The organism is Pseudomonas sp. SK (assembly GCF_012975065.1).
Taxonomy (GTDB): domain Bacteria; phylum Pseudomonadota; class Gammaproteobacteria; order Pseudomonadales; family Pseudomonadaceae; genus Aquipseudomonas; species Aquipseudomonas anuradhapurensis.
This window is the reverse complement of record NZ_CP051857.1, coordinates 1,032,600-1,057,570: the sequence shown is the minus strand read 5'-3', so window position 1 is coordinate 1,057,570 and position 24,971 is coordinate 1,032,600. Positions and strand designations below refer to the sequence as shown.

At 64.1% G+C, this 24,971-nt stretch carries 20 protein-coding genes; 10 read left to right on the top strand and 10 right to left on the bottom strand.

Translation table 11 applies throughout. The features are described 5' to 3' along the window. Window position 1 precedes the first annotated feature (1 nt). The 6 genes from HG549_RS04850 to mreB form a co-directional block, all read right to left on the bottom strand. Complete coding sequence (locus HG549_RS04850; RefSeq protein ID WP_170028398.1) at window positions 2-3,829, bottom strand: YhdP family protein; 3,828 nt, start codon at window positions 3,827-3,829, stop codon at window positions 2-4. Window positions 3,830-3,911: 82 nt separating this feature from the next. Next, on the bottom strand, window positions 3,912-5,369 hold the full coding sequence (gene rng, locus HG549_RS04845; RefSeq protein WP_170028397.1) for a ribonuclease G: 1,458 nt from the start codon (window positions 5,367-5,369) through the stop codon (window positions 3,912-3,914). 54 nt (window positions 5,370-5,423) lie between these two features. Continuing rightward, on the bottom strand, window positions 5,424-6,035 hold the full coding sequence (locus HG549_RS04840; RefSeq protein ID WP_170028396.1) for a nucleoside triphosphate pyrophosphatase: 612 nt from the start codon (window positions 6,033-6,035) through the stop codon (window positions 5,424-5,426). Window positions 6,036-6,066: 31 nt separating this feature from the next. After that, the gene (mreD, locus tag HG549_RS04835; RefSeq protein WP_170028395.1) at window positions 6,067-6,555 is read right to left on the bottom strand and encodes a rod shape-determining protein MreD; all 489 of its coding nucleotides are present in this window, start codon (window positions 6,553-6,555) and stop codon (window positions 6,067-6,069) included. After that, window positions 6,555-7,580 carry a rod shape-determining protein MreC gene (mreC, locus tag HG549_RS04830; protein ID WP_372241561.1) on the bottom strand — a complete coding sequence of 342 codons (1,026 nt, stop codon included), beginning with the start codon at window positions 7,578-7,580 and terminating at the stop codon, window positions 6,555-6,557. Before mreC ends, mreD begins: the two co-directional genes overlap by 1 nt. Before the next feature lie 196 nt (window positions 7,581-7,776). Next, window positions 7,777-8,814: a rod shape-determining protein MreB gene (gene mreB, locus HG549_RS04825; RefSeq protein ID WP_003255163.1), complete on the bottom strand. Its 1,038-nt coding sequence runs from the start codon at window positions 8,812-8,814 to the stop codon at window positions 7,777-7,779. 205 nt (window positions 8,815-9,019) lie between these two features. Between mreB and gatC the strand changes: the two genes are divergently transcribed. The 6 genes from gatC to HG549_RS04795 all read left to right on the top strand — a co-directional run bounded on the left by gatC (window position 9,020) and on the right by HG549_RS04795 (window position 14,246). After that, window positions 9,020-9,307, top strand: a complete 288-nt coding sequence (gene gatC, locus HG549_RS04820; RefSeq protein ID WP_003255165.1) for an Asp-tRNA(Asn)/Glu-tRNA(Gln) amidotransferase subunit GatC — start codon at window positions 9,020-9,022, stop codon at window positions 9,305-9,307. Window positions 9,308-9,322: 15 nt separating this feature from the next. Then, window positions 9,323-10,774 (top strand): Asp-tRNA(Asn)/Glu-tRNA(Gln) amidotransferase subunit GatA, encoded by a 1,452-nt coding sequence (gatA, locus tag HG549_RS04815; RefSeq protein ID WP_170028394.1) that lies wholly within the window; start codon window positions 9,323-9,325, stop codon window positions 10,772-10,774. Window positions 10,775-10,785: 11 nt separating this feature from the next. Beyond that, window positions 10,786-12,231, top strand: coding sequence for an Asp-tRNA(Asn)/Glu-tRNA(Gln) amidotransferase subunit GatB (gene gatB / locus HG549_RS04810; protein ID WP_170028393.1), 1,446 nt, complete (start codon window positions 10,786-10,788; stop codon window positions 12,229-12,231). Between the two features lie 154 nt (window positions 12,232-12,385). Then, window positions 12,386-12,760 (top strand): septal ring lytic transglycosylase RlpA family protein, encoded by a 375-nt coding sequence (locus HG549_RS04805; RefSeq protein WP_170028392.1) that lies wholly within the window; start codon window positions 12,386-12,388, stop codon window positions 12,758-12,760. A 60-nt stretch (window positions 12,761-12,820) separates the two neighbouring features. Further along, window positions 12,821-13,864, top strand: coding sequence for a calcium/sodium antiporter (locus HG549_RS04800; RefSeq protein WP_170034046.1), 1,044 nt, complete (start codon window positions 12,821-12,823; stop codon window positions 13,862-13,864). A 10-nt stretch (window positions 13,865-13,874) separates the two neighbouring features. Then, entirely contained in the window at window positions 13,875-14,246 is a 372-nt protein-coding gene (locus HG549_RS04795) for a carboxymuconolactone decarboxylase family protein (RefSeq protein WP_170028391.1), read from the top strand. 118 nt (window positions 14,247-14,364) lie between these two features. Here the strand turns inward: HG549_RS04795 and HG549_RS04790 are convergent, their stop codons facing one another. From HG549_RS04790 to HG549_RS04775, 4 genes are all read right to left on the bottom strand, one after another. Continuing rightward, window positions 14,365-15,723, bottom strand: coding sequence for an amino acid permease (locus HG549_RS04790; protein ID WP_170028390.1), 1,359 nt, complete (start codon window positions 15,721-15,723; stop codon window positions 14,365-14,367). Between the two features lie 55 nt (window positions 15,724-15,778). Further along, a complete protein-coding gene (locus tag HG549_RS04785; protein WP_170028389.1) occupies window positions 15,779-16,720 on the bottom strand; it encodes an AEC family transporter in 942 nt (313 codons plus the stop codon). Between the two features lie 216 nt (window positions 16,721-16,936). Beyond that, window positions 16,937-17,497 carry a response regulator transcription factor gene (locus tag HG549_RS04780; RefSeq protein WP_170028388.1) on the bottom strand — a complete coding sequence of 187 codons (561 nt, stop codon included), beginning with the start codon at window positions 17,495-17,497 and terminating at the stop codon, window positions 16,937-16,939. After that, window positions 17,497-18,753 carry an ATP-binding protein gene (locus tag HG549_RS04775; RefSeq protein ID WP_170028387.1) on the bottom strand — a complete coding sequence of 419 codons (1,257 nt, stop codon included), beginning with the start codon at window positions 18,751-18,753 and terminating at the stop codon, window positions 17,497-17,499. The genes HG549_RS04780 and HG549_RS04775 overlap by 1 nt, the downstream gene beginning before the upstream one ends. A 203-nt stretch (window positions 18,754-18,956) precedes the next feature. Here HG549_RS04775 and HG549_RS04770 point away from each other — a divergent pair, with 203 nt between their 5' ends. From HG549_RS04770 to HG549_RS04755, 4 genes are all read left to right on the top strand, one after another. Next, the gene (locus HG549_RS04770; protein WP_170028386.1) at window positions 18,957-19,673 is read left to right on the top strand and encodes an SIMPL domain-containing protein; all 717 of its coding nucleotides are present in this window, start codon (window positions 18,957-18,959) and stop codon (window positions 19,671-19,673) included. 320 nt (window positions 19,674-19,993) lie between these two features. After that, window positions 19,994-21,619 carry an ABC transporter substrate-binding protein gene (locus tag HG549_RS04765; protein WP_170028385.1) on the top strand — a complete coding sequence of 542 codons (1,626 nt, stop codon included), beginning with the start codon at window positions 19,994-19,996 and terminating at the stop codon, window positions 21,617-21,619. A 148-nt stretch (window positions 21,620-21,767) separates the two neighbouring features. Beyond that, window positions 21,768-23,360, top strand: a complete 1,593-nt coding sequence (locus tag HG549_RS04760) for an ABC transporter substrate-binding protein (protein ID WP_170028384.1) — start codon at window positions 21,768-21,770, stop codon at window positions 23,358-23,360. 229 nt (window positions 23,361-23,589) lie between these two features. Beyond that, on the top strand, window positions 23,590-24,969 hold the full coding sequence (locus HG549_RS04755) for an OprD family porin (protein WP_170028383.1): 1,380 nt from the start codon (window positions 23,590-23,592) through the stop codon (window positions 24,967-24,969). The last annotated feature ends 2 nt before the right edge of the window (window positions 24,970-24,971 follow it).

Below are 24,971 nucleotides of genomic sequence, written 5' to 3'. Positions count from 1 at the left end.
GTTACTCCTGGCGGGATTTCTCGAAAGGTTTCACAAATGTGATTCTAGGCTCTTTCCATGGCCCTTCGACACGGTAGTGGACACTGGCAAAACGCGACACCCGGTCACCAATCAGCCGGTCGACCAGGAATAGCGCCCCGCCTACCGCTGGCGCGCCGACAATCAGCGCCGCCAGGGGCAGGTTGTTGGTCACTGGCAGGCTCACTTGCAGGTTGGCATCGACCCGGTCGTTCACCATGTCCAGCGTGCCATCCAGCTCGAAATTGCTCGACGGCCCGGTCACCGCGATCGGCTCGCGGGTCACGTAGACACCATCGCTGGCCACCAGCAGGCCTTTGACCCGGTCGTAGGCCAGGCCCTTGTCGAACAGGTCGGAGAAGTCCAGGCGCAGGCGTCGGCCGATCGAGTTGAAATTGAGCAGGCCGAATACCCGCAGCGCCTGGGCGCTGCCCTCGACCTCGACGAACTGGCCGGTGCGCAGCGCCGCGTCCATGCTGCCGGAGAAGCGCTTGAGGCCGACGGCTGCCGGCGAACCTGGCCAGCGGCCATCCACATCCAGGCGGAATTCGCGGCTGGTCACGGTAGGGGCAAAGCCCCAGGCCTTGAGCACGTCTGCCAGGTTCTTGCCGTCCAGACGCCCCTTGTACCAGCTGCCGGTGCTGCCCGGTTCGCCTTCCCAGCCGCCACCACCGTTGATATGCAGGCCTTTGAAGGCCAGGTCGATATCACTGGCGGTCACGCCACGCGCGGTCGGCCGCAACTTGAGCGATGCGCTGCCGAACAGGTCGTCACCGCGGTATAGCTTGTCGATGCTCAGGTCCAGCGCCGGGACCTTGCGTGGGTCGAAGGCAGCCAGCGGGTCCACGCCGTCTTCGGCCTGCTGCTCGGCAGCGCTGGCAGCCGGCAGGCGCAAGGTCTGCAGGCGTACGACCAACGGCGCACCCTTGGCATCCGCAAGCCGGGCGTTGCCGATGACTTCCTTGCTGTCCAGACGCAGGTCCCAGGCTGGGCCGCCACGGGCCAGGCGCACCACGGCCTGGTTGAGGTCCATGCCGAACGCCTTCAACTGGCCGATGCTCAAGTCGACGCCCTGCAGATTCTGCCGCGCGCTGCCGCCCGGGTCGTCGCCGCCCAGACGTGCAGCCTGATCTTGCCAGGGCGCCAGGTCCAGCGTGTCCAGGCGACCGCGCACACGCAGGCCTTGGCCGCCAGGCAGCTGCGCATCGCCGCCGCCCAGCACGAGCTCGCCACGCCCCTGGGCCAACTTGTCGGCCGGCGCCGCATAGGCAAAGCGGGCAAGGTCGGCGTATGCCGCATCGAAGCGCCGCTCCGGACCTTGCAGCGTCATGCTGAACCGACCGTCACGGGTTTCCGCCGCTGCCTTGCCGAACGGTGCCGGCAGGTCGATGGCGAGGCCCTTGAGGCTGGAGTTGACGCTCAGCCGGTTGTCGCGCCCCCCCAGGCTAAGCTGCAAGCGGTACGGCAGCTCGCCGGAGGCTGGCAAAGCCTGCTTGAACTGCAGCCAGTCGGTCAGCGCCTTGAGCGACACCCGGCCATTGGCATTGATGCGCGACTGTATCTGCCCTGGCTGGCCTTCGGCGGTGATCTGCGCCGTCACCGGTTTGCCGAAAGCCTGCAGGCTGATGCCCTTGCCACTGAGGCCCTTGTCGAAATCGAAGCTGAAGTCGCCCTTCAGGTTGCTCAGCTCCAGGCTTGGTGGCGCCACTTTCAGCTGTGCATCGTGGGTGGCGAAGTCCACCTGCACTTTCGGCCGCTGCCCATGCGCCAGCGGGATGTCGAGCCTGACCTTGCCCTGGAGTGGCCCCTCGCCCTCCCAGCCGGCAAAAATTTCGCCCGTGCCGATAGGCGCTTCCTTGAGAATCTTCAGGCCATCGCCGAGGCTGCCGTCGAAGGCGCCATCGAGGTACAGGTGGCTGGGCTGGCCCGCCTCGGCATGCGGGATATCGACGCTCACATCACTGACTTTGGTATCGAGCAGTACGCCACGCTGGGCCTTGATCCGTACCCCGCTGTCCTCGATCAGCACATCGCCATCCACGTGCTGCACCTGCGGCCAGCCGGGCTGGAAGTCCAGCGCCGCATCACGCACCTTGAAGAACAGGCTGATGCTGCGCGCTTCCGGCGCCGCGCCATGGTTCAGCGAGCCCTGGTACTGGAAGTAGCCTTCGTCCACCGTGCCTTTGACGATTGCACTGCGCAACCATTCATCGAGGGCCGGGCTGAGCACCTCGGGCAGGTACTTGGCGGTATAGCGGCCATCGCCTTCGGTCAGGCCGACCCGCAGGTCCATGTAGTCCTCACGCCCTTCTTCGAACAGCAGGCGGATCAGGAAGTCGCCGGCGATCTTGCCTTCTTCGCCCAGTACCTTGAGGTACGGCGCGACCAGGGTGAAACCTTGCTGGTCCAGGGTCCAGGTCAGGCGTGCATTGGCCTTCTGGTAGTGCCAGGGTTTGGCGAAGATCGGGTACAGATGCAGCATGAACGCGTCGGTGTCCAGGCGCAGCTCGCCATGGCCGAGGTCACCGCTGATGCTGCCGCTGACGTTACCGGCAGCCGGCGCATTGTGATAGGCGTCGAAGCCGACCTTCTCCAGGTTGGCTGCGAACTGCAGGCGCTGGTCGCCCTCGGCCTTGGGCCTGGCTTCCAACCGCACGTTGCGCAATGCGCCAGTCACCTTGAGGCCATCGACCACCGCCATGACCTTGTCCGGCAACGGCGCCAGGGCGTCGATCAAGGGGGTCAGCGGCGTCAGGTCGAGGCGGTCGGCCTGCAACTGCCAGCGCTCATCGGCAGCGCTCTCGCCAGGACGCTGCTGCAACTGCAGGTGCGACTCCCAACGGGTCTTGCCGATATCCATGGCCAGCGAATCGAGCACCACGTCGAAGCCTTGCTCGCGCCGCTGGAACCAGGCCCCCAAGGCAAGGTTGTGCAGTTTGGCCGCCTTGCGCCCGGCATAGGCGCCCTGCAGCTCGGGGGCATTGAGGCGCACCACGGCCTGCTGCAACTGCCCTTGCTGCCAGTCGACCCAGAACTCGCCCCCCGCCCGCAAGCTGTCGGCATGCCACTGGCCGAGCAGGCGTGGCGGCAGCCAACGTGCCCAGTCGCTCTGCGGCAAGCTAAGGTAGGCTTCGACCTGGCCGTCGCGCCAGGCACTGGCCGAGGCGCGGCTGCGCAGGTTCAGCGCCAGGGGCTGGCCATCAGGCAAGGTCGCACGCAGCTCCAGGGACTGCCGCGAAGCGCCGGCCTGCAGGCCGGCACTGACATAGGTGAGGGTCAATGGGTCGCGCTGCCAGGGGTGCAAGGTGACCTGGCTGTCGAACACATCGATGCGGCCCAGCTGGCGCAGGCGCTGCAGCAGTTCGGCGGGGTCGAGCGGCGCATCGTCCTTCTTCGGCAGGCCTTCGAGAGCCCAGTTGCCTTGCTCGTTCTCGCGCAGGATCAGTTGCAGGCCGCCCAGCTGTATGCGGGCCAGGCGTACTTCGCCTGTCGTCAGGCTGGCCCAGATGTCAGGCACCACCTTGACGTCATCCAGGCGCAGGGCCGTGGCGCCCTCGCCCAGTTGCAGGTCGCGCACCTGCAACACCGGCGCCAGGCCGCTCCAACGGCCCTCGAGGGCACCGACGTGCACGGGCAAGCCCAGGGCTTTTTCGGCCTTGCTTTGCACATCGGCACGGTACTCGGCCACCAACGGCACCAGCTCGCGGCCGAGGCTGACATACAGCGCCACCAGCACTGCCAGCAGGGCGCAAATGCCTAGCCCCCAGCGGGTCAAGGCGACAAGAACGCGGTTCAGACGTCCCATGGCCATGGCCCTCCAGGTCGTTTATCCATGATCGGCGGTAGCACCGGTTCTGCCAGCCCGGCCCACCCGCAGTGCATTTCAGAAGGTGTCAGAGCAGCACCACATCGTATTGTTCCTGCGAATACATCGACTCGACCTGGAAGCGAATGGTTCGGCCGATGAAAGCCTCCAGCTCGGCCACGTTACCGGACTCTTCGTCCAGCAACCGGTCGACCACCTTCTGGTTGGCCAGCACCCGGTAGCCTTCGGCCTGGTAGGCACGGGCCTCGCGCAGGATCTCGCGGAAAATCTCGTAGCAGATGGTTTCGGCGGTCTTCAGCTTGCCGCGCCCCTGGCAAGCCAGGCAGGGCTCGCACAGCACCTGCTCCAGGCTCTCGCGGGTGCGCTTGCGGGTCATCTGCACCAGGCCCAGCTCGGTGATACCGATGATGTTGGTCTTGGCATGGTCGCGTTCGAGTTGCTTTTCCAGGGTGCGCAGCACCTGGCGCTGGTGCTCCTCGTCTTCCATGTCGATGAAGTCGATGATGATGATGCCGCCGATGTTGCGCAGGCGCAGCTGCCGGGCGATGGCGGTGGCAGCCTCGAGGTTGGTCTTGAAGATGGTCTCTTCAAGGTTGCGATGGCCAACGAAGGCGCCGGTGTTGACGTCGATGGTGGTCATCGCTTCGGCCGGATCGACCACCAGGTAACCACCGGACTTGAGTGGCACCTTGCGTTCCAGGGCGCGCTGGATTTCATCCTCGACCCCGTACAGGTCGAAGATCGGCCGCTCGCCCGGATAGTGTTCGAGGCGATCGGCGATTTCCGGCATCAGCTCGCCGACGAACTGCGTGGTCTTCTGGAACGTTTCCCGCGAATCGATGCGGATCTTCTCGATCTTCGGGTTGACCAGGTCGCGCAAGGTCCGCAGGGCCAGGCCCAGGTCCTCGTAGATGACCATGGGCGCACCACAGGTCTTGATCTGCGTGCCAATCTGCTCCCACAGGCGCCGCAGGTAGCGGATGTCCTGCAGGATCTCTTCAGCGCGCGCACCTTCGGCAGCGGTGCGCAGGATGAAGCCGCCGGCGTCCTTGATGTTCTCGCTTTCCATGCAGTCGCTGACCACCTGCTTGAGGCGCTCACGCTCGGCTTCGTCTTCGATCTTCAGCGAAATACCGACATGGCTGCTGCGCGGCATGTATACCAGGTAGCGCGACGGGATCGACAGCTGGGTGGTCAGGCGCGCGCCCTTGGTACCGATCGGGTCCTTGGTAACCTGCACCACCAGCGCCTGGCCTTCGTGCACCAGGGCGGTGATGTTCTCCACCGCCGAGCCTTCGCGCTGGGAGAGTTCCGAGGCGTGGATGAACGCCGCGCGCTCCAGGCCAATGTCGACGAACGCCGCCTGCATGCCTGGCAGCACGCGCACCACCTTGCCCTTGTAGATATTGCCGACGATGCCCCGGCGCTGGGTACGCTCGACGTGTACTTCCTGCAGTACCCCGTTTTCCACCACCGCCACGCGTGACTCCATCGGGGTGATGTTGATCAGGATCTCTTCACTCATGGCAGGCTCTCGTCAAAGGTATCTGGTAATGATGGACGGCGTATGCAGTGCTGGCTACCGCTGGTTTGTTACCTCTGGCGTATGCGCGGGGGATTGCCAGCAGGCGATGCCGAATAGGCCAAGCAGTTGGGCCGTTTCACTGAGCGGCAGGCCGACCACCGCCGAGTAGCTGCCGGAAAGGCCGGTGACGAATACCGCACCCAGGCCCTGGATGGCATAGCCGCCGGCCTTGTCCAAGGGTTCGCCGCTGGCCCAGTAGCGTTGCGCTTCATCGGCGCTGATCGGGCGGAAACGCACCGTGCTGGTGACGCACACGCTGTGCATGCGCTGGCCATCGCCGACGGCGACTGCGGTCAGTACCTGGTGCTCGCGGCCCGACAGGCCGGCGAGCATGGCCAGGGCCTGTTCGCGATCTTCTGGCTTGCCGAGGATGCGACCATCGAGCACCACGGCGGTGTCCGCCCCCAGCACCACGGCCGGGCCTGCGATGCTGGCCAGGCCGGCGCCAGCCTTGGCCCTGGCCAGGCGCTCGACATAGGCCGGGGCGCCTTCGGCGGGTAGCGGGGTTTCATCGATCGGGGCATTGACGACGCTGAACGGCACGCCGATCTGGGTCAGCAGTTCACGACGGCGGGGCGAGCCGGAGGCCAGGAATAGCGGGGTCATGCAGACATCTCCCTGTCAGGCGTGGCGGCCGTCAGTTGATATGCAGGCGTCGGCGCAGGTCGCGCAGGGCAAAGCTGATCCACGGCCAGAGCAAGGCACTGATCACCGCCGACCAGACCAGCGCCAGGGTGGGCAGGCGATTGCCGGTCAGCGCGCTGAGCCACAGCTGGATCAACTGGGCAATACCAAAGATCACCAGGATCACCAGGCTCTGTTGCCACATCGGGAACATGCGCAGGCGCTGCTGCAAGGACAGCACCAGGAAGGTGATGAGGGTGAGGATCAGCGCGTTCTGCCCAAGCAGGGTGCCATACAGCACGTCCTCGGCCAGGCCCAGTACGAACGCCGTGGTCATGCCGACCTTGCCCGGTACGGCGAGGGTCCAGAACGACACCAGCAAGGCCAGCCACATGGGCCGGAACACTTCCATGAACTGAGGCATGGGCGAGACGCTGAGCAGCAGGCCGAGGGCGAAAGTCAGCCAGATGACCCAGCCATTGTTGCGGCGTGATACAGCCATCATTGCCTCCGGGGGTGAGCAGGTGCGGCAGGCGCTGCGGCAGGCGTGGCAGGCGCGGCCGCCGGCGCTGCAGGCTGTGCTGCCGGGGTCGCCGGGGTCGCCGGGTTGGCCGGCACGCTACCGGCGGCTGCCCCCGGCGCACCCGCGCTGGCCGGCTGGCCAGGCGCCGCAGAGCCCTTGCGGTCGGCTTCTTCCTGGGCGATGGCAGCTTCGGTGGCACGCTGCTCCGGGCTGCGCCGGTCACTGAACACCAGCAGCATGTAGCGGCTGCGGTTGAGCGCGGCAGTCGGGATGGCACGCACGATGGCGAACGGCTGGCCAGAATCGTGGATCACTTCGTTGACCGTGGCGACCGGATAGCCGGCGGGGAACCGTTGGCCCATGCCGGAACTGACCAGCAGGTCGCCTTCCTTGATGTCGGCGGTGTCGGCCACATGGCGCAGCTCCAGGCGCTCCGGGTTACCGGTGCCACTGGCGATCGCACGCAGGCCGTTGCGGTTGACCTGCACCGGGATGCTGTGGGTGGTATCGGTCAGCAACAGCACCCGCGAGGTATAGGGCATCAACTCGACCACCTGGCCCATCAGGCCGCGCGCATCGAGCACCGGCTGGCCAAGGAACACGCCATCGCGCTCGCCCTTGTTGATCAGGATGCGGTGGGTGAAGGGGTTGGGGTCGACCCCGATCAGCTCGGCCACTTCGACCTTTTCGTTGACCAGCGCCGACGAGTTGAGCAACTCGCGCAGGCGCACGTTCTGCTCGGTCAGGGCGGCCAGCTTCTGCAGGCGCCCCTGCAGCAGCAGGGCTTCGGTCTTGAGCTTTTCGTTTTCCGCGATCAGTTCGGTGCGGCTGCCGAACTGGCCGGCCACACCTTGCCAGGCACGCTGCGGCAGGTCGGTGATCCAGTACGACTCCATGAGTACCAGGCCCATCTGGCTGCGCACCGGCTTGAGCACGTCGAAGCGCGCGTCGACCACCATCAACGCGACCGACAGCACCACCAGAACGAGCAGGCGAACGCCCAGCGAAGGGCCCTTGGAGAAAAGCGGTTTAATGGGCCGTTCCTCGTGGACGACTCAGGAGGTCATTGGACATGGGACAACGCACCAGCCTGGTTGCGGGTTGATGGATACGGCGCCGCGAACAGGCGCCAGCCCAGCACATACAGGTAGCACTGTGCGTGCTACCTGTAAACCGGGCGCTCGTGAACAGCGAGCTGAATCACTCGCTGGAGAGCAGGTCCATCGCGTGCTTGTCCATCATTTCCAGGGCGCGACCGCCGCCACGGGCAACACAGGTCAGCGGGTCCTCGGCGACGATCACCGGCAGGCCGGTTTCCTGGGCCAGCAGCTTGTCCAGGTCGCGCAGCAGCGCGCCACCACCGGTCAGCACCAGGCCACGCTCGGCGATGTCCGAGGCCAGCTCGGGCGGCGATTGCTCCAGGGCACTCTTGACCGCCTGGACGATGGTCGCCAGGGATTCCTGCAGCGCTTCGAGCACTTCGTTGGAATTCAGGGTGAAGGCACGCGGGACGCCTTCGGCCAGGTTGCGGCCACGGACATCGACTTCGCGGACTTCGCCGCCCGGGTAGGCGGTACCGATTTCCTGCTTGATGCGCTCGGCGGTGGATTCGCCGATCAGGCTGCCGTAGTTGCGGCGCACGTAGGTGACGATGGCTTCGTCGAAGCGGTCGCCGCCAACGCGCACGGATTCGGCATAGACCACGCCATTCAGCGAGATCAGCGCGATTTCGGTGGTACCGCCACCGATATCGACAACCATCGAGCCGCGGGCTTCTTCAACCGGCAGCCCGGCACCGATGGCAGCAGCCATCGGCTCTTCGATCAGGAACACTTCACGGGCACCGGCACCCAGGGCCGACTCGCGGATGGCGCGGCGCTCTACCTGGGTCGACTTGCACGGCACGCAGATCAGCACGCGCGGGCTCGGCTGCAGGAAGCTGTTCTCGTGAACCTTGTTGATGAAATACTGCAACATTTTTTCGCAAACGCTGAAGTCGGCGATCACGCCGTCCTTCATCGGACGAATGGCAGCGATGTTGCCAGGCGTGCGGCCCAGCATGCGCTTGGCTTCGGTACCGACGGCGACGACGCTTTTCTGGTTGCCATGGGTACGGATGGCAACAACCGAGGGCTCATTCAGGACGATACCGCGCTCACGCACGTAAATAAGGGTGTTGGCAGTACCCAGGTCGATGGACAGATCGCTGGAAAACATGCCACGCAGTTTCTTGAACATGGGAAAGTGACCCTGGGGAAAGCGTGGGTAAAAAAGTGCGGCAAACTCTAACAATGGCAGGGATTTTGGGCAAGGAGCCAATATGTTAAATTGGCTGTTTTTCCGAGCAAGCCAGCAGATGATCGCGGCCGTTAGACCGTCAGAAAGCTGACATGTTCCTCACTGCGGACCCAAATTCCGTTCTTTGTTTCCCCTGGAGATCCCCATGGCGCTTGAACGCTGCGACGTGGAAAAGATCGCCCATCTGGCCCGTCTGGGGCTGAATGATGGCGAACTGCCACGAATTACCGACGCCCTCAACAGCATTCTCGGGCTGGTCGACCAGATGCAAGCGGTCGATACCACGGGCATCGAGCCCCTCGCCCACCCCCTGGAGGCCAGCCAGCGCCTGCGCCCCGACCAGGTCACCGAGAGCAACCAGCGCGACGCCTACCAGGCCATCGCGCCATCGACCGAAAGCGGTCTGTACCTGGTACCCAAAGTCATCGAGTAAGGGATAGAGCCTGCCATGCATCAATTGACCCTGGCCGAGATCGCCCGCGGACTCGCCGACAAGTCGTTTTCCTCCGAAGAGCTGACCGGCGCCCTGCTGGCGCGCATCAAGCAGCTCGACCCGCAGATCAACAGCTTCATCAGCGTCACCGAAGACCTGGCCCTGGGCCAGGCGCGGGCTGCCGACGCCCGTCGCGCCGCTGGCGAAACCGGCGCGCTGCTGGGTGCCCCGATCGCCCACAAGGACCTGTTCTGCACCAACGGCGTACGCACCAGTTGCGGCTCGAAGATGCTCGACAACTTCAAGGCGCCGTATGACGCCACCGTAGTGGCCAAGCTGGCCGAAGCCGGCATGGTCACCCTGGGCAAGACCAACATGGACGAATTCGCCATGGGTTCGGCCAACGAGTCCAGCCACTACGGCGCGGTGAAGAACCCGTGGAACCTCGAGCACGTCCCGGGCGGCTCGTCGGGCGGTTCGGCCGCAGCCGTGGCCGCGCGCCTGCTGCCCGCCACCACCGGCACCGACACCGGCGGTTCGATCCGCCAGCCGGCGGCCCTGACCAACCTCACCGGCCTCAAGCCGACCTATGGTCGCGTGTCGCGCTGGGGCATGATCGCCTATGCCTCCAGCCTCGACCAGGGTGGCCCGCTGGCGCGTACCGCCGAAGACTGTGCCCTGCTGCTGCAAGGCATGGCCGGCTTCGACGCCAAGGACTCCACCAGCATCGAGGAGCCGGTGCCGGACTACAGTGCCAGCCTCAACGCCTCGCTGCAGGGCCTGCGTATCGGCCTGCCGAAGGAATACTTCGGTGCCGGCCTCGACCCGCGCATTGCCGACCTGGTCCAGGCCAGCGTCAAGGAGCTGGAAAAGCTCGGCGCGGTGGTCAAGGAAATCAGCCTGCCGAACATGCAGCACGCCATTCCGGCCTACTACGTGATCGCCCCGGCGGAAGCCTCGTCCAACCTGTCGCGTTTCGACGGCGTGCGCTTCGGCTACCGCTGCGAAAACCCGAAAGACCTGACCGACATGTACAAGCGTTCCCGTGGCGAAGGCTTCGGCATCGAAGTGCAGCGGCGCATCATGGTCGGTACCTATGCCCTGTCGGCTGGCTACTACGACGCCTACTACGTGAAGGCGCAGCAGATTCGCCGGCTGATCAAGAACGACTTCATGGCCGCGTTCAACGACGTCGACCTGATCCTCGGCCCGACCACGCCGAACCCGGCCTGGAAACTCGGCGCCAAGGGCAGCGACCCGGTCGCCGCGTACCTGGAAGACGTCTACACCATCACCGCCAACCTGGCAGGCCTGCCGGGCCTGTCGATGCCAGCCGGCTTCGTCGATGGCCTGCCGGTCGGCGTGCAACTGCTGGCGCCGTACTTCCAGGAAGGCCGCCTGCTCAATGTCGCGCACCGCTACCAGCAAGTGACCGACTGGCACACCCGCGCCCCCAACGGCTTCTGAGGAATTCACACATGCAATGGGAAGTTGTGATCGGGCTGGAAATCCACACTCAGCTCGCCACCCAGTCGAAGATCTTCTCCGGCAGCGCCACCACCTTCGGTTCCGAGCCGAACACCCAGGCCAGCCTGATTGACCTGGGCATGCCCGGCGTTCTGCCGGTGCTGAACCAGGAAGCCGTGCGCATGGCGTGCATGTTCGGCCTGGCCATCGACGCCGAAATCGGCAAGCGCAACGTGTTCGCGCGCAAGAACTACTTCTACCCCGACCTGCCCAAGGGCTACCAGATCAGTCAGATGGACCTGCCGATCGTCGGCAAGGGCCACCTCGACATCGCCTTGGAAGACGGCACCATCAAGCGCATCGGGGTAACCCGTGCGCACCTCGAAGAAGATGCCGGCAAGAGCCTGCACGAAGACTTCAGCGGCTCCACCGGCATCGACCTCAACCGTGCCGGCACCCCGCTGCTGGAGATCGTTTCCGAGCCGGACATGCGCAGCGCCAAGGAAGCCGTGGCTTACGTCAAGGCAATTCATGCGCTGGTGCGTTACCTGGGCATCTGCGATGGCAACATGGCCGAAGGCTCGCTGCGTTGCGACTGCAACGTATCGATCCGGCCAAAAGGCCAGGCCGAGTTCGGCACCCGCTGCGAGATCAAGAACGTCAACTCGTTCCGCTTCATCGAGCGCGCGATCAACAGCGAGATCCAGCGCCAGATCGACCTGATCGAAGACGGCGGCAAGGTGGTCCAGGAAACCCGCCTGTACGACCCGAACAAGGACGAGACCCGCTCCATGCGCAGCAAGGAGGAAGCCAACGACTACCGTTACTTCCCCGACCCGGACCTGCTGCCGGTGGTGATCGAGGACAGCTTCCTGGAAACCGTCCGCGCCAGCCTGCCCGAGCTGCCGACACAAAAGGTCGAGCGCTTCCAGCAGCAGTACGGCCTGTCGGCCTACGATGCCAACGTGCTGGCATCCAGCCGCGAACAGGCTGATTACTTCGAAGAAGTGGTGAAGATCGGTGGCGATGCCAAGCTGGCCGCCAACTGGGTCATGGTCGAGCTGGGCAGCCTGCTGAACAAGCTGGGCATCGAGATCGACCAGGCCCCGGTCAGCGCCGCGCAACTGGGTGGCATGCTGCTGCGTATCCGCGACAACACCATCAGCGGCAAGATCGCCAAGACCGTGTTCGAGGCCATGGCTGCCGGTGAAGGTGATGCTGACAGCATCATCGACAGCAAAGGCCTCAAGCAGGTCACCGATACCGGCGCGATCGACAAGATGCTCGACGAAGTGCTGGCGGCCAACGCCGAGCAGGTCGAACAGTACCGCGCAGCCGACGAGGCCAAGCGTGGCAAGATGTTCGGCTTCTTCGTCGGCCAGGCGATGAAAGCTTCCAAAGGCAAGGCCAACCCCGGGCAGGTGAACCAATTGCTCAAGGCCAAGCTCGAAGGGTGATTTGAAAATGCGGCGAGGGCTCCGCCCTCGATCGCCGGCAAGCCAGCTGTCACAGGTACAGCACCGCTCTCAAGGGCTGCGGGTTCCCTGTGGAAGTCGGCTTGCCGGCGATGGGCCGCACAGCGGCCCCAACTGCAGCAGCGGAGCACCTGACTTGCTAAAACGATCCCTGAGCACCCTCGCCCTCTATTCCCTGTTGGCCGGCTGCGCCAGCCATGACATCGACCCGCGCGGCTACGACCAGACGGGCACCGCTTCCTACTACGGCTCGCGCCACCACGGCAAACGCACCGCCAGCGGCGAACCGTTCAACCAGAACGGCCTCACTGCCGCCCACCGCAGCCTGCCCTTCGGCACTCGCGTGCTGGTTACCAACACCGCCAACCAGCGCAGCGTGGTAGTGCGTATCAATGACCGTGGGCCGCATACCCGCGGCCGCCTCATCGACCTGTCACGTGCTGCGGCGGAAAAAATCGGCATGATCCGTAGCGGAACCGCGCGGGTGCGAGTACAAGGGCTTAGCGACTGACGCGACAGGAGTCCGACCATTTTCGACTTGGCCACCCTTGCTACCTTCAGCCTTCTGCAACTGGGCATTGCCCTGCTGTTGCTGGTGGCTGGCGCCGAACTGCTGGTACGCGCAGCCTTGCGCCTGGCCCAGCGCCTGCACGTACGCCCACTGATCATCGGCCTGAGCCTGGTCGCCTTCGGCAGCACCGCGCCGCAACTGACGGTGAGCCTGCAGGCCGCCTACCAGGGGGCGCCGGACGTGGCAGTGGGCAGCGTGGTCGGCAGCAATATCTTCAACGTGCTGGTCATCCTCGGCCTGGCCGCGCTGATCATTCCGCTGCGCGTGTCACGGCAACTGGTGCGCCTGGACATTCCGCTGATGATCGCCGCCAGCGGGCTGGTCTTCGGGCTAGCCGCCAACGGCCACCTGGGCCGCATCGAAGGGGCATTGCTGCTGCTTGGCCTGGCCGGCTACCTGGCCACGCTGTGGCATCAGTCCCGCCACTATGCACGCACCTACCCTGCACCGGCCACGCTCGTCACCAGCGCCGGACGCTTCTGGTCGGGCACGCTGTTGCAGGTGCTGGCCGGCCTGGGCCTGCTGAGCCTGGCCGGCCACCTGCTGCTGGAAGCCGCGGTGGAAGTGGCCACCGACCTCGGCCTGTCCGAGCGCATCATCGGCCTGACCGTGGTCGCCATCTGCACCTCCCTGCCGGAACTGGCCGCCGCGCTGATCGCCGCACTGCGCGGGGAACGGGAAATCGCCGTGGGTACGGTGATCGGCAGCAACCTGTTCAATCTGCTGGCCGTACTGGGCCTGACCGCACTGGTCACCCCACAACCGCTGTCGATTTCACCCAACGCCCTGGCCTTCGACCTGCCAGTGATGCTTGGCGTTGCTGCGCTGAGCCTGCCAGTGTTCTATTCCGGCTACCGCATTACCCGCGCCGAAGGCCTGGTGTTCCTCTGCCTGTATCTGGCCTATGGGCTGCACGTGGCGGCGTTTACCATGGGCCTGCCGCTGGCCGGCCGCCTGGAGCGGCTGATGCTGTTCTACGTACTGCCAGTGCTCGCCGTGGTGTTGCTGTACACCACCGTGCGTGCCTGGCGCCGCCAACACTAAGGAAAACAACATGGCTGATAGCAACAAGACCGGCGAGCAGATTCGCCGCCAGGTAATGGGCGACGCGTTCGTCGACCGCGCCCTGGGCAATGCCACCGACTTTACCCAGCCGCTGCAGGACTTCGTCAACGAACATGCCTGGGGCAGCGTGTGGGCGCGCGACGGCCTGCCGTTGAAAACCCGCAGCCTGATTACTCTGGCGACGCTGACGGCACTCAAGTGCCCGCAGGAACTCAAGGGGCATGTACGCGGGGCGTTGAACAATGGCTGTACGGTGGAGGAGATTCGTGAAGCGCTGTTGCATTGCGCAGTCTATGCGGGGGTGCCGGCGGCGATCGATGCGTTCCGCGCGGCGCAGGAAGTGATCGACAGCTATCAGTAGGTAGCCTGTACCGGCCTCTTCGCGGGTAAACCCGCTCCCACAGGTATCGCACAGCTTTCGTAGCCTGCGTAACCCTGTGGGAGCGGGTTTACCCGCGAAGAGGCCGGTACTGTGTTACCTACCTGGCCTGGCGAGCCTTCTTCATCTTGAAGGCCACCCATAGCACCAGGATCCACCCCGGAATCAGCATCACCGAAATGCGAATCGGCGGGGTCAGGTACATCACCACGAGGATCAGCACGATGAACGCCAGGCACAGGTAGTTGGTCAACGGGTGCCCCCAGCTCTTGTAGAACGGGATGATCCCGGCTGCCAGCTTGGCCTTGCGGAATTTCAGGTGGGTAATGCTGATGCTCGCCCAGTTGATCACCAGCGCCGAGACCGCCAGCGCCATCAGCAACCCGAACGCTTCACCTGGCATCAGGTAGTTGATCAGCACGCACAGCCCGGTCGCCAGCGCCGACACGCCCAGCGCGGTCAGCGGCACGCCGCTGCGGCTGACCTTCAGCAACTGCCGCGGCGCGTCGCCCTGGCTGGCCAGGCCGAACAGCATGCGGCTGTTGGCGTATACACAGCTGTTGTACACCGACAGCGCGGCTGTCAGCACCACGATGTTGAGGATGGTCGCCACCAGGTCGCTGTCCAGTTCGTGGAAGATCATCACGAACGGGCTGCCGCCCTGCACCACCTTCTGCCACGGGTACAGCGACAGCAGCACCGCCAGGGCACCGATGTAGAAGATGAGGATGCGGTACACCACCTGGTTGGTGGCCTTGGGGATGCTCTGGCGCGGGTTGTCGGCCTCGGCAGCAGTGATGCCCACCAGTTCCAGGCCGCCGAACGAGAACATGATCACCGCCAATGCCATCACCAGGCCGGTGACACCGTTGGGGAAGAAGCCGCCGTACTGCCACAGGTTGGCCACGCTGGCATCCGGGCCACCATGGCCACTGGTCAGCAGCCAGGCGCCGAAACCGATCATGCTGACGATGGCTACCACCTTGACCAGGGCGAACCAGAATTCCATCTCGCCATAGACCTTCACCTGGGTCAGGTTGATCAGATTGATCACCACGAAGAAGATCGCTGCCGTCGCCCAGGTGGGGAAGCCCGGCCACCAGTACTGCACATAGATACCCACCGCGGTGAGTTCGGCCATGCCGACCAGCACGTACACCACCCAGTAGTTCCAGCCCGAGACGAAACCGGCGAACTCGCTCCAGTACTGGTGCGCGAAGTGGCTGAAGCTGCCGGCCACTGGCTCTTCCACCACCATTTCGCCGAGTTGGCGCATGATCAGGAAGGCCATCAGACCGGCGATGGCATAGCCCAGCAGGACGGAGGGGCCGGCCAGCTGGATGGTTTGGGCGATACCCAGGAACAAACCGGTGCCGATAGCCCCACCCAGCGCAATCAGCTGGATATGGCGATTCTTCAGCCCGCGCTGCAACCGCTCGGGCGTGCTCTGGTCTTGCATGAAGTGTCCTTTAGCTCAGTGAGGCAGTGTTGTTGTGTTATTTGCAGTGAAGGATCTAGATCCATCCGCCCCACTGCAAGATGAAAATACCAATATTGGTGGTAATTGCCGCCATCAGCGTGGTAACTACGATGATCGACGCCGCCAGCTCATGGTTACCGTTGGCTGCCCGCGCCATCACGTAGCTGGCTGCTGCGGTCGGGCTACCGATGTACAGGAACAGGATGCCCAGTTCGGCACCGCGAAAGCCGCAGAGCCAGGCACCCAGGGTGCCGACCAGCGGCAGCCAGACCATCTTCACCAGGCTGGCGTCGATGGCCAGCCTGCCGCTGTCACGCAACGCCGCCAGCGACAGGGTGCCGCCGATGCAGATCAACGCCAGCGGCAGGGTCATCTGCGCCAGGTAGTCGCCTGAAGTGAGCAGCCAGTTGGGCAGCGGCACCTGGCCGTAGGCCATCGGCGTGGCTACCAGTACGCTGATGATCAACGGGTTGCTGAAAATGCTCTTGCAGATGCTCCATGGGTCGGACTTCAGGTCCGGGCTGTACACCGCCAGCACCACCGCCGACAGCGAGTTGTACAGCAGGATCACCAGGCCAGCGAGCACCGCGCCCAGGGAAATACCGTAGTCGCCGTACAGGCTGGCGGCCAGGGCCAGGCCGATCACACCGTTGTTGCCACGGAATGCGCCTTGGGCGTAGATGCCCCGGTCCGCTTCGGGGCAACGCCAGATGGCCAGCCCCCAGGCGATGGCGAAGCCGACCAGGGTGGCGGCGGTGAAATACAGCAGGACCCCGGGTTTGACCGCAGCGCCCAGGTCGGCGTGGTAGATGCCGAGGAACAGCAGCGCTGGCATGCATACGTTGAATACCAGCTGCGAGGCGACGCGGTTGAAATTGTCATCGATCAGACGGATGCGTTTGAGCAGCACGCCCATGAACAGCATGGCGAAGACCGGTGCCGTGATGTTCAGCGTCTGGATAAGAAGGGCGAGCATGCGCAAGCGATCCTGGAGGGGTTGCCGTTAGGCGGCTAATGATACGCCAACGGCCGGGACTTGCGGGGATCGCGGGGTAATACAGAGAAATCTCTGTCAGTACCAGCCTCTTCGCGGGCTTGCCCGCTCCCACAGGTATTCCACAAGCCCAAGACCTGTGCAGTACCTGTGGGAGCGGGCGAGCCCGCGAAAGGGCCGGTACAAGCCCGGCAGGAATCAGCGCCGGACCGGGCGCTTCTGCAGTTTGCGCTGCAAGGTCCGGCGGTGCATGCCCAGGGCCCGCGCAGTGGCCGAGATATTGCCTTCGTGCTCGTTCAGCACGCGCTGGATGTGCTCCCACTGCAGGCGGTCGACCGACATCGGGTTTTCCGGCACCAGGGTATCCAGGTCGGTGTGTTCCGACAGCAGCGCCGCCAGCACGTCATCGGCATCGGCCGGTTTGCACAGGTAGTTGCAGGCGCCACGCTTGACCGCCTCCACGGCGGTGGCAATGCTCGAATAGCCAGTCAGGATCACCACGCGCATTTCCGGGTCCAGCTCCAGCAGCTTGGGCAGCAGCACCAGGCCGGAGTCGCCGTCCATCTTGAGGTCCAGCGTGGCGTAGTCCGGCAGGTCCTGCTGGGCCAGCAGCAAGCCTTCCTCGGCCGAGCTGGCGGTGCTTACGCGGAACCCGCGGCGGCTCATGGCACGGGCCATGACCCGGGTGAAGGTGGCATCGTCATCCACCAGCAGCAGGTGCGGAAGCTCTTCGCCTTCGACCTGGTTTTCTTCGCTCATCATTCATCTCCTCGCTTGCCATGGGGCAGGCGCAGTTCGGTCAGGGTGCCACCCTGTTCATGACTATAGAGTTTCACCGAACCGCCCGCACGGGTCACGCTGGCCTTGCTCAAGAACAGGCCCAGGCCGAAGCCTTTGCCTTTGGTGGTAATGAAGGGCTTGCCGATGGCTTCGGCAATGGCCGGCGGCACGCCGGGGCCATGGTCGCGGATACTGATGACGATGTCGTGGGCATCCCAGTCCAGGCGCACTTCAAGGTCATCGGGGCAGGCATCGGCAGCATTGTTCAACAGGTTCAGCAGCGCCTGGGTCAGGTCGGGTGGCGGGGTCAGGCGCGGTACCTGGCCGTCGCGCAGGCGCTGGAAGCGGTAGCTGGCCTCCGGACGCATCAGGTGCCAGCGGTTGAGCGCTTCGTCGAGCCAGGCAGTCACGTCCTGCTCCACCACCGCCAGGCGGCGATTGGCCTCGGCGGCGCGGACCAGTTGCTGCAGGGTCTCCTTGCACAGCTTCACCTGGTCCTGGAGGATCTGCAGGTCTTCCTGCAGCAGCGGGTCGGCGTGGTCCTGGCGCATTTCGTTGAGCAACACGCTCATGGTCGCCAACGGCGTGCCCAGCTCATGGGCTGCGCCGGCAGCCTGGGTGGCCACGGCCAGCAGCTGCTCGTCGCGCAGGCTTTCTTCGCGCCGCTCGGAGCGCAACTGCTCCTGGCGACGCAGCTCTTCAGCCATGCGCGCCGCAAAGAAGGTGATCACGGCAGCGGCCAGGGCGATGCTCAGCCACATGCCATAGACCTGCATCTTGTCCCGCGCCATCGGCAAGCCTTCGAGCGGGTAGAACTGCACCAGCAGCAAGCTGTAGGCGGTCAGCGCGATGCCGGAAAGAATCAGCGAATACAGCCACGGCAAGGTCACCGCAGCAATCGCCAGCGGCACCAGATAATACGAGACGAACGGGTTGGTCGAACCGCCGGAGTAGTACAGCAAGGCACTGTGGATCAGCAGGTCGCAGGCCAGCTGCAGGGCGTATTCCAGCTCGGTGACCGGCAACGACAGGCGCAGGCGCAGGGCCGTGAAAGCACACAGCAGCGATGACAAGGCCAAGGTGCCAGCCAGCGACAGCCAGGGCAGCGGCAGCAGTTCGGTCCAGTAGGCGACGCCTACGGAGCCGGCCTGGGCAGCCAGGACCAGGACCCGAATGACGGTCAGGCGCCAGAGGTTCTGGCGGGTAGCGGACAGCGGTTGTACGGCGGCGAGCATGAGCTCTCCTGATGAGTGCTCCAGAAAATCGGCTGGAGTATACCGAAGCCTGGCGCCGCGCTGCAGTGATGCGGCAAAGCGCCACACTTTGTCACAAGTCCATGATGGCACTTTTGAACCCACTACACTGTTGCCGGTCTGATGGCCCATGCGTGGAATGGATGGCCAAAGCCCACGCCTTTTATTGCCAAGGAGTATCCCACATGCAAAACCCTCGTCGCGGCGCCGCGCTGATCCTGTCCTGCGGCCTGCTCGCCAGCCTGCCGGTGCTGGCTGCCGATGAACCGCGCTACAACCAGGTATCGCTGCGTGCTGAAGTCAGCAAGGAAGTGGCGCGCGACCTGATGGTGGTGACCCTCTACAGCGAAGCGCAGAACACCGACCCGGGCAAGCTCGCCCAGCAGATCACCGAAACCATGAACAAGGCCGTCAAGCAGGCGCGCCAGGTCAAGGACGTGAAGATCAGCCAGGGCAGCCGCAACAGCTACCCGGTGTATGACAGCAAGGGGCAGAAGATCACCGGCTGGCGCGAGCGCGCCGAGCTGCGCCTGGAAAGCGCCAACTTCCCGGCCCTGTCGCAGTTGACCGCCGACCTGCTGCAGGAGCTGAAGATGGGCGGCATGGACTTCTCCATTGCCCCGGCCACGCGCAAGGCCAGTGAGGATGCGCTGCTCAAGGATGCGGTGGATGCCTTCAAGGCACGCGCGCAACTGGCCACCGAGGCACTGGGCGGCAAAGGCTACAAGGTGGTCAGCCTGAACCTCAACAGCAGTGGTTACCCCCACCCCTACATGCGCAGCGCGCCGATGCCGATGAAGGCGATGGCAGCCGATGAAGCGGCGCCGGCACCGGATATCGAAGCTGGCACCAGCGAAGTCAGCATGAATGCCGATGGCCTGATCGAAGTGCAAATGCCTTGATCCAACCGATGGGAGCGGGCGAGCCCGCTCCTTGAGGATCGCGTCAACTTCAAGCTTTTCAGAACACTCCTACGCACCATTCAGGTGCTTCCTACAGCTTTCCCCGCCCCGAAATATCCCGCAAAAAGCCATCATTCTGCCCGCGCAAACGTTCAACTTCGCGAAAAGTTACACCAATGCGACATCCATGTACGGCCGTACCACTTTTCTGGCGCCAAGGAACCCTTCCCGTATTGCATTGGGTACACCCCCTGCATAAGTATCCGCAGGTCGGCTCACGAGGCCACCTCAAATCGAAAAATGACAACAATGAGGCCACCATGCTCAAACACGCAGTCATTCCGTTCCTGCTAGGCGCAGGCTTGCTCTCCGGCGCACCGTCGGCCCTCGCCGCGTCCAACCTGGTGTTCTGCTCCGAAGGCAGCCCGGCCGGCTTCGACCCGGGGCAATACACCACGGGGACCGATTTCGACGCCTCGGCCGAGACCGTGTTCAACCGCCTGACCCAGTTCGAACGCGGCGGCACCGCCGTGATCCCGGGCCTGGCGACCAAGTGGGAAGTGTCCGACGACGGCAAGACCTACACCTTCCACCTGCGCGAAGGGGTCAAGTTCCACAGCACCGACTACTTCAAGCCCACCCGCGCATTCAACGCCGACGACGTGCTGTTCACCTTCGACCGCATGCTCGACAAGGACCACCCGTTCCGCAAGGCCTACCCCACCGAGTTTCCGTACTTCACCGACATGGGCATGGACAAGAACATCGCCAAGGTGGAGAAGCTCGACGACCACACGGTGAGGTTCACCCTCAACGAGGTCGACGCCGCATTCATCCAGAACCTGGCCATGAGCTTTGCCTCGATCCAGTCCGCCGAATACGCCGACCAGTTGCTCAAGGAGGGCAAGGCTGCCGATATCAACCAGAAGCCGATCGGCACCGGCCCGTTCGTGTTCAGCAAGTACCAGAAGGACGCGCAGATCCGCTTCAAGGGCAACAAGGATTACTGGCAACCGGATGACGTGAAGATCGACAACCTGATCTTCGCCATCACCACCGACGCCTCGGTGCGCATGCAGAAACTGAAGAAGAACGAATGCCAGGTCACCCTGTTCCCGCGCCCGGCCGACATCCAGCCGCTGAAGCGGGACCCCAAGCTGCAGATGCCTGACCAGGCCGGCTTCAACCTCGGCTACATCGCCTATAACGTGATGGACAAGGTCAAGGGCAGCAACGAAGCCAACCCGCTGGCCCAGCTGAAAGTCCGCCAGGCGCTGGACATGGCCGTGGACAAGAAAAAGATCATCGAGTCGGTCTACCAGGGCGCCGGCCAGCTGGCGGTCAATGGCATGCCGCCCACCCAGTGGTCCTACGACGACAGCATCAAGGACGCCCCGTACGACCCGGAGAAAGCCCGGCAGCTGCTCAAGGAAGCCGGCATCAAGGAAGGCACCGAGATCTCCCTGTGGGCCATGCCGGTGCAGCGCCCGTACAACCCCAATGCCAAGCTGATGGCCGAAATGCTGCAATCGGACTGGGCCAAGGTGGGCATCAAGGCGAAGATCGTCAGCTATGAATGGGGTGAATACATCAAACGTTCCAAGGGTGGCGAACAGGGCGCCATGCTGATCGGCTGGAGCGGTGACAATGGTGACCCGGACAACTGGCTGGGCACCCTGTACGGCTGCGATGCCATGAACGGCAACAACTTCTCCAAGTGGTGCTACAAACCCTACGACGACCTGATCAAGCAGGCCAAGGCCACTCCCGACCAGGCCAAGCGCACCGAGCTGTACAAGCAGGCGCAGCACATCCTCAAGGAGCAGGTGCCGATCACCCCGATCGCCCACTCCACCGTGTACCAGCCCATGAGCGCCAAGGTGAAGGACTTCAAGATCAGCCCGTTCGGCCTGAACTCCTTCTACGGCGTCAGCGTGGACAAATAGGCTAGCTGTGGCACCCGCTGAAGTGCGGGTGCCCCTGCCAACCTCGCCTCCCCCTTCATGTCGCCCCGCCGCCAGCACTGCGGGGGCGGCGCGCTGTTGCCGGCATTTTTGCACGCGGCGGCGCAAACAGACGTAAAAGGACTTGTTCATGCGCTACACCACCCGCCTTTCCGCCCTGCTGGCCCTCGGCCTGGTCAGCCAGACCCCGGCCGTGCTGGCCAACAACCTGGTGTTCTGCTCCGAAGGCAGCCCGGCCGGCTTCGACACCGCGCAATACACCAGCGCCACCGACAACGATGCCGCCGAGCCCATCTACAACCGCCTGGTCGAGTTCGAGCGCGGTGGCACCGCCGTGCAACCTGCACTGGCAACCCGCTGGGAAGTATCTGACGATGGCCTGCGCTACACCTTTCACCTGCGCGAGGGAGTGAAGTTCCACAGCAACAAGGCCTTTACACCCAGCCGCGAGTTCAACGCCGACGACGTGCTGTTCACCTTCAACCGCATGCTCGACAAGGGCCACCCGTTCCGCCAGGCCTACCCGACCGAGTTCCCCTATTTCGTCAGCATGGGCCTGGACAAGAACATCGCCCGTGTCGAGAAAACCGGCCCCATGACCGTAGTGTTCACCTTGAACGCAGTCGATGCCGCCTTCATCCAGAACCTGGCCATGAGCTTTGCCTCCATTCTCTCTGCCGAATACGCCGGGCAGTTGCTGGCCAGCGGGCGCCCCAGCGACATCAACCAGCAACCGATCGGCACCGGGCCGTTCGTGTTCCAGCGCTACCAGAAGGATTCGCAGATTCGCTACAAGGGCAACCAGGCTTACTGGGCAGCAGACGAGGTGAAGATCGACAACTTGGTGTTCTCGATCAACACCGACCCGTCGGTGCGCATCCAGAAGCTGCGCCGCAACGAATGCCAGGTCACCCTGCACCCGCGCCCGGCCGACCTGCCGGCGCTGAAGGCCGACAGCAAGCTGCAGGTGCTGCAGCAACCGGGCTTCAACCTCGGCTACATCGCCTACAACACCAAGCACCCGCCATTCGACCGCCTGGAAGTGCGCCAGGCGATGGACATGGCGGTGAACAAACAGGCGATCCTCCAGGCGGTGTACCAGGACTCCGGCCAGCTGGCCGTCAACGCCATGCCGCCGACCCAGTGGTCCTATGACAGCAGCATCAAGGACGCGCCCTATGACCCGGAAAAGGCCCGGCAATTGCTGCAGCAGGCCGGCGTGAAGCCCGGCAGCGAAATCACCCTGTGGGCCATGCCGGTACAGCGTCCGTACAACCCCAACGCCAAGCTGATGGCGGAAATGCTCCAGGCCGACTGGAGCAAGCTCGGCTTCAAGGTGCGCATCGTCAGCTACGAATGGGGTGAATACCTCAAGCGCATGAAAAGCGGTGAACACGATATCGCCCTGATCGGCTGGACCGGCGACAACGGCGACCCGGACAACTGGTTGGGCACCCTCTACAACTGCGACGCGATTGGTAGCAACAACTATTCGCTGTGGTGCGACCCGGAATACGACCGCCTGGTCAAGCAGGCCAAGCAGGTCACCGACCGCAGCCAACGCACGGCGCTGTACCAGCAGGCCCAGCAACGCCTCAAGCAACAGGTGCCGATTACCCCGGTGGCGCATTCCACGGTGAACCAGCCGCTCAGCGTCAAGGTTTCCGAGTTCAAGGTCAGCCCGTTCGGGCGCAATGATTTTTCCGGTGTGAGTGTTGATTGATTTCCAGCCTGCAGCGCTCTCGCGCGCTCGCCGGTTGCCACAGGATCAGCAAGGTTGCGGAGTTTGCGCCGTACCTGTGGGAGCTGGCTTGCCGGCGATAGGGCCAGTAGCGGCAGCACAACGCCCCGATTCAGCCCGGTGACCCCGGGCAACCCTGGCAATACCGCAGCAAGAGCCCCGGCCCACAAGGCCAGGGAATAACTAGAAGAACAGAAAGGGAGCTTTAACCTTGAGACTATTCACCTTGACCGCACTGGCGTTATCCATCAGTGCCTTATCCACCGTGACCCTGGCCGACCCGCAAAGCCAGGACTATGTCCCCGTCACCCTCAAAGGCAGCAGCGAGCAGGAGCAGGCCAGCGGCTTCATCGACGGCCAGAGCCTGTCGGGCAGCACCCGCAACTGGTATGCCCACGAACGTGCCGCCCGCGCACCGCTGTGGAAGTACTACAAGAGCGACGGCACCCGTCACGACACCCACAGCCGCGAGAACTGGGTGCAGGGCACCATCCTCAACTACAGTTCCGGCTTCACCCAGGGCACCGTCGGCTTCGCCGTCGAAGCCGCTGGCTACAATGCCATCGCCCTGCAGCAAAGCCGCGAGGCGGTCGCCGGCCCCAACAACCGCACCCTGACCCACAGTGATGGCGACCCGGTCGGCCAGTGGAGCAAGATGGGCCTGGCCAACGTCAAGGCACGCGTGTCCAACACCACCCTGACCGTCGGCCGCCAATCGGTGGACACACCGATGATCGCCTACATCGGCAACCGCGCCCTGCCCTCGAGCTTCCAGGGGGCATTCCTGCACAGCGCCGAATTCGACAACCTGAGCTTCGACCTGGGCACCTTCGACCGCGTCTCGCCACGCACCGAGCAGAGCCTCAGCAAGTTCCGCAGCGAGTACAGCGCCACTGGCGTTGAAACCGACCGCGCCAGCACCGCCGGCATCAACTACCAGCCGTTCAAGAGCCTGACCACCAGCCTGTACGCCACCAAGGTCGACGACTTCTGGAACCAGTACTATTTCGGCGCCAACCACGTGCTCGGCGACAGCGCAGTGCTGAGCCTGAGCACCGGCCTGAACTACTACAAGACCGTCGACGCCGGCAGCCAGAAGATGGGCGAAATCGACAACGACACCTACAGCCTGTCATTCGGCCTGACCCACCAGGCCCACACCGTCAGCGCCTCGTGGCAGCAGGTCAACGGCAACGAGTACTTCGACTACCTGCACGAAACCAATGGCATCTACCTGGCCAACTCGCTGCTGTCGGACTTCAACGGCCCCAACGAGAAATCGCTGCAGCTTTCCTACGTGCTGAACATGGCGCCGTATGGCGTGCCGGGGCTGAAATTCAACCTGTACAACGCCCGCGGCTGGGGTATCGACGGCACCCATTACCGTGGTACCGCCTATGACGTCAACGGCCTGGATGGCGAAACCCACTACGAGTGGGGCATCGGCACCAGCTACGCGGTGCAGAGCGGGCCGCTGAAGGACACCAGCATCCGCGCCACCTACACCGCGCACCGCGCCAGCAAGGCCCAGGGCGATGGCAGCCTGGACGAGTTCCGGGTGGTCACCACCATTCCGTTCAACATCCTCTGACC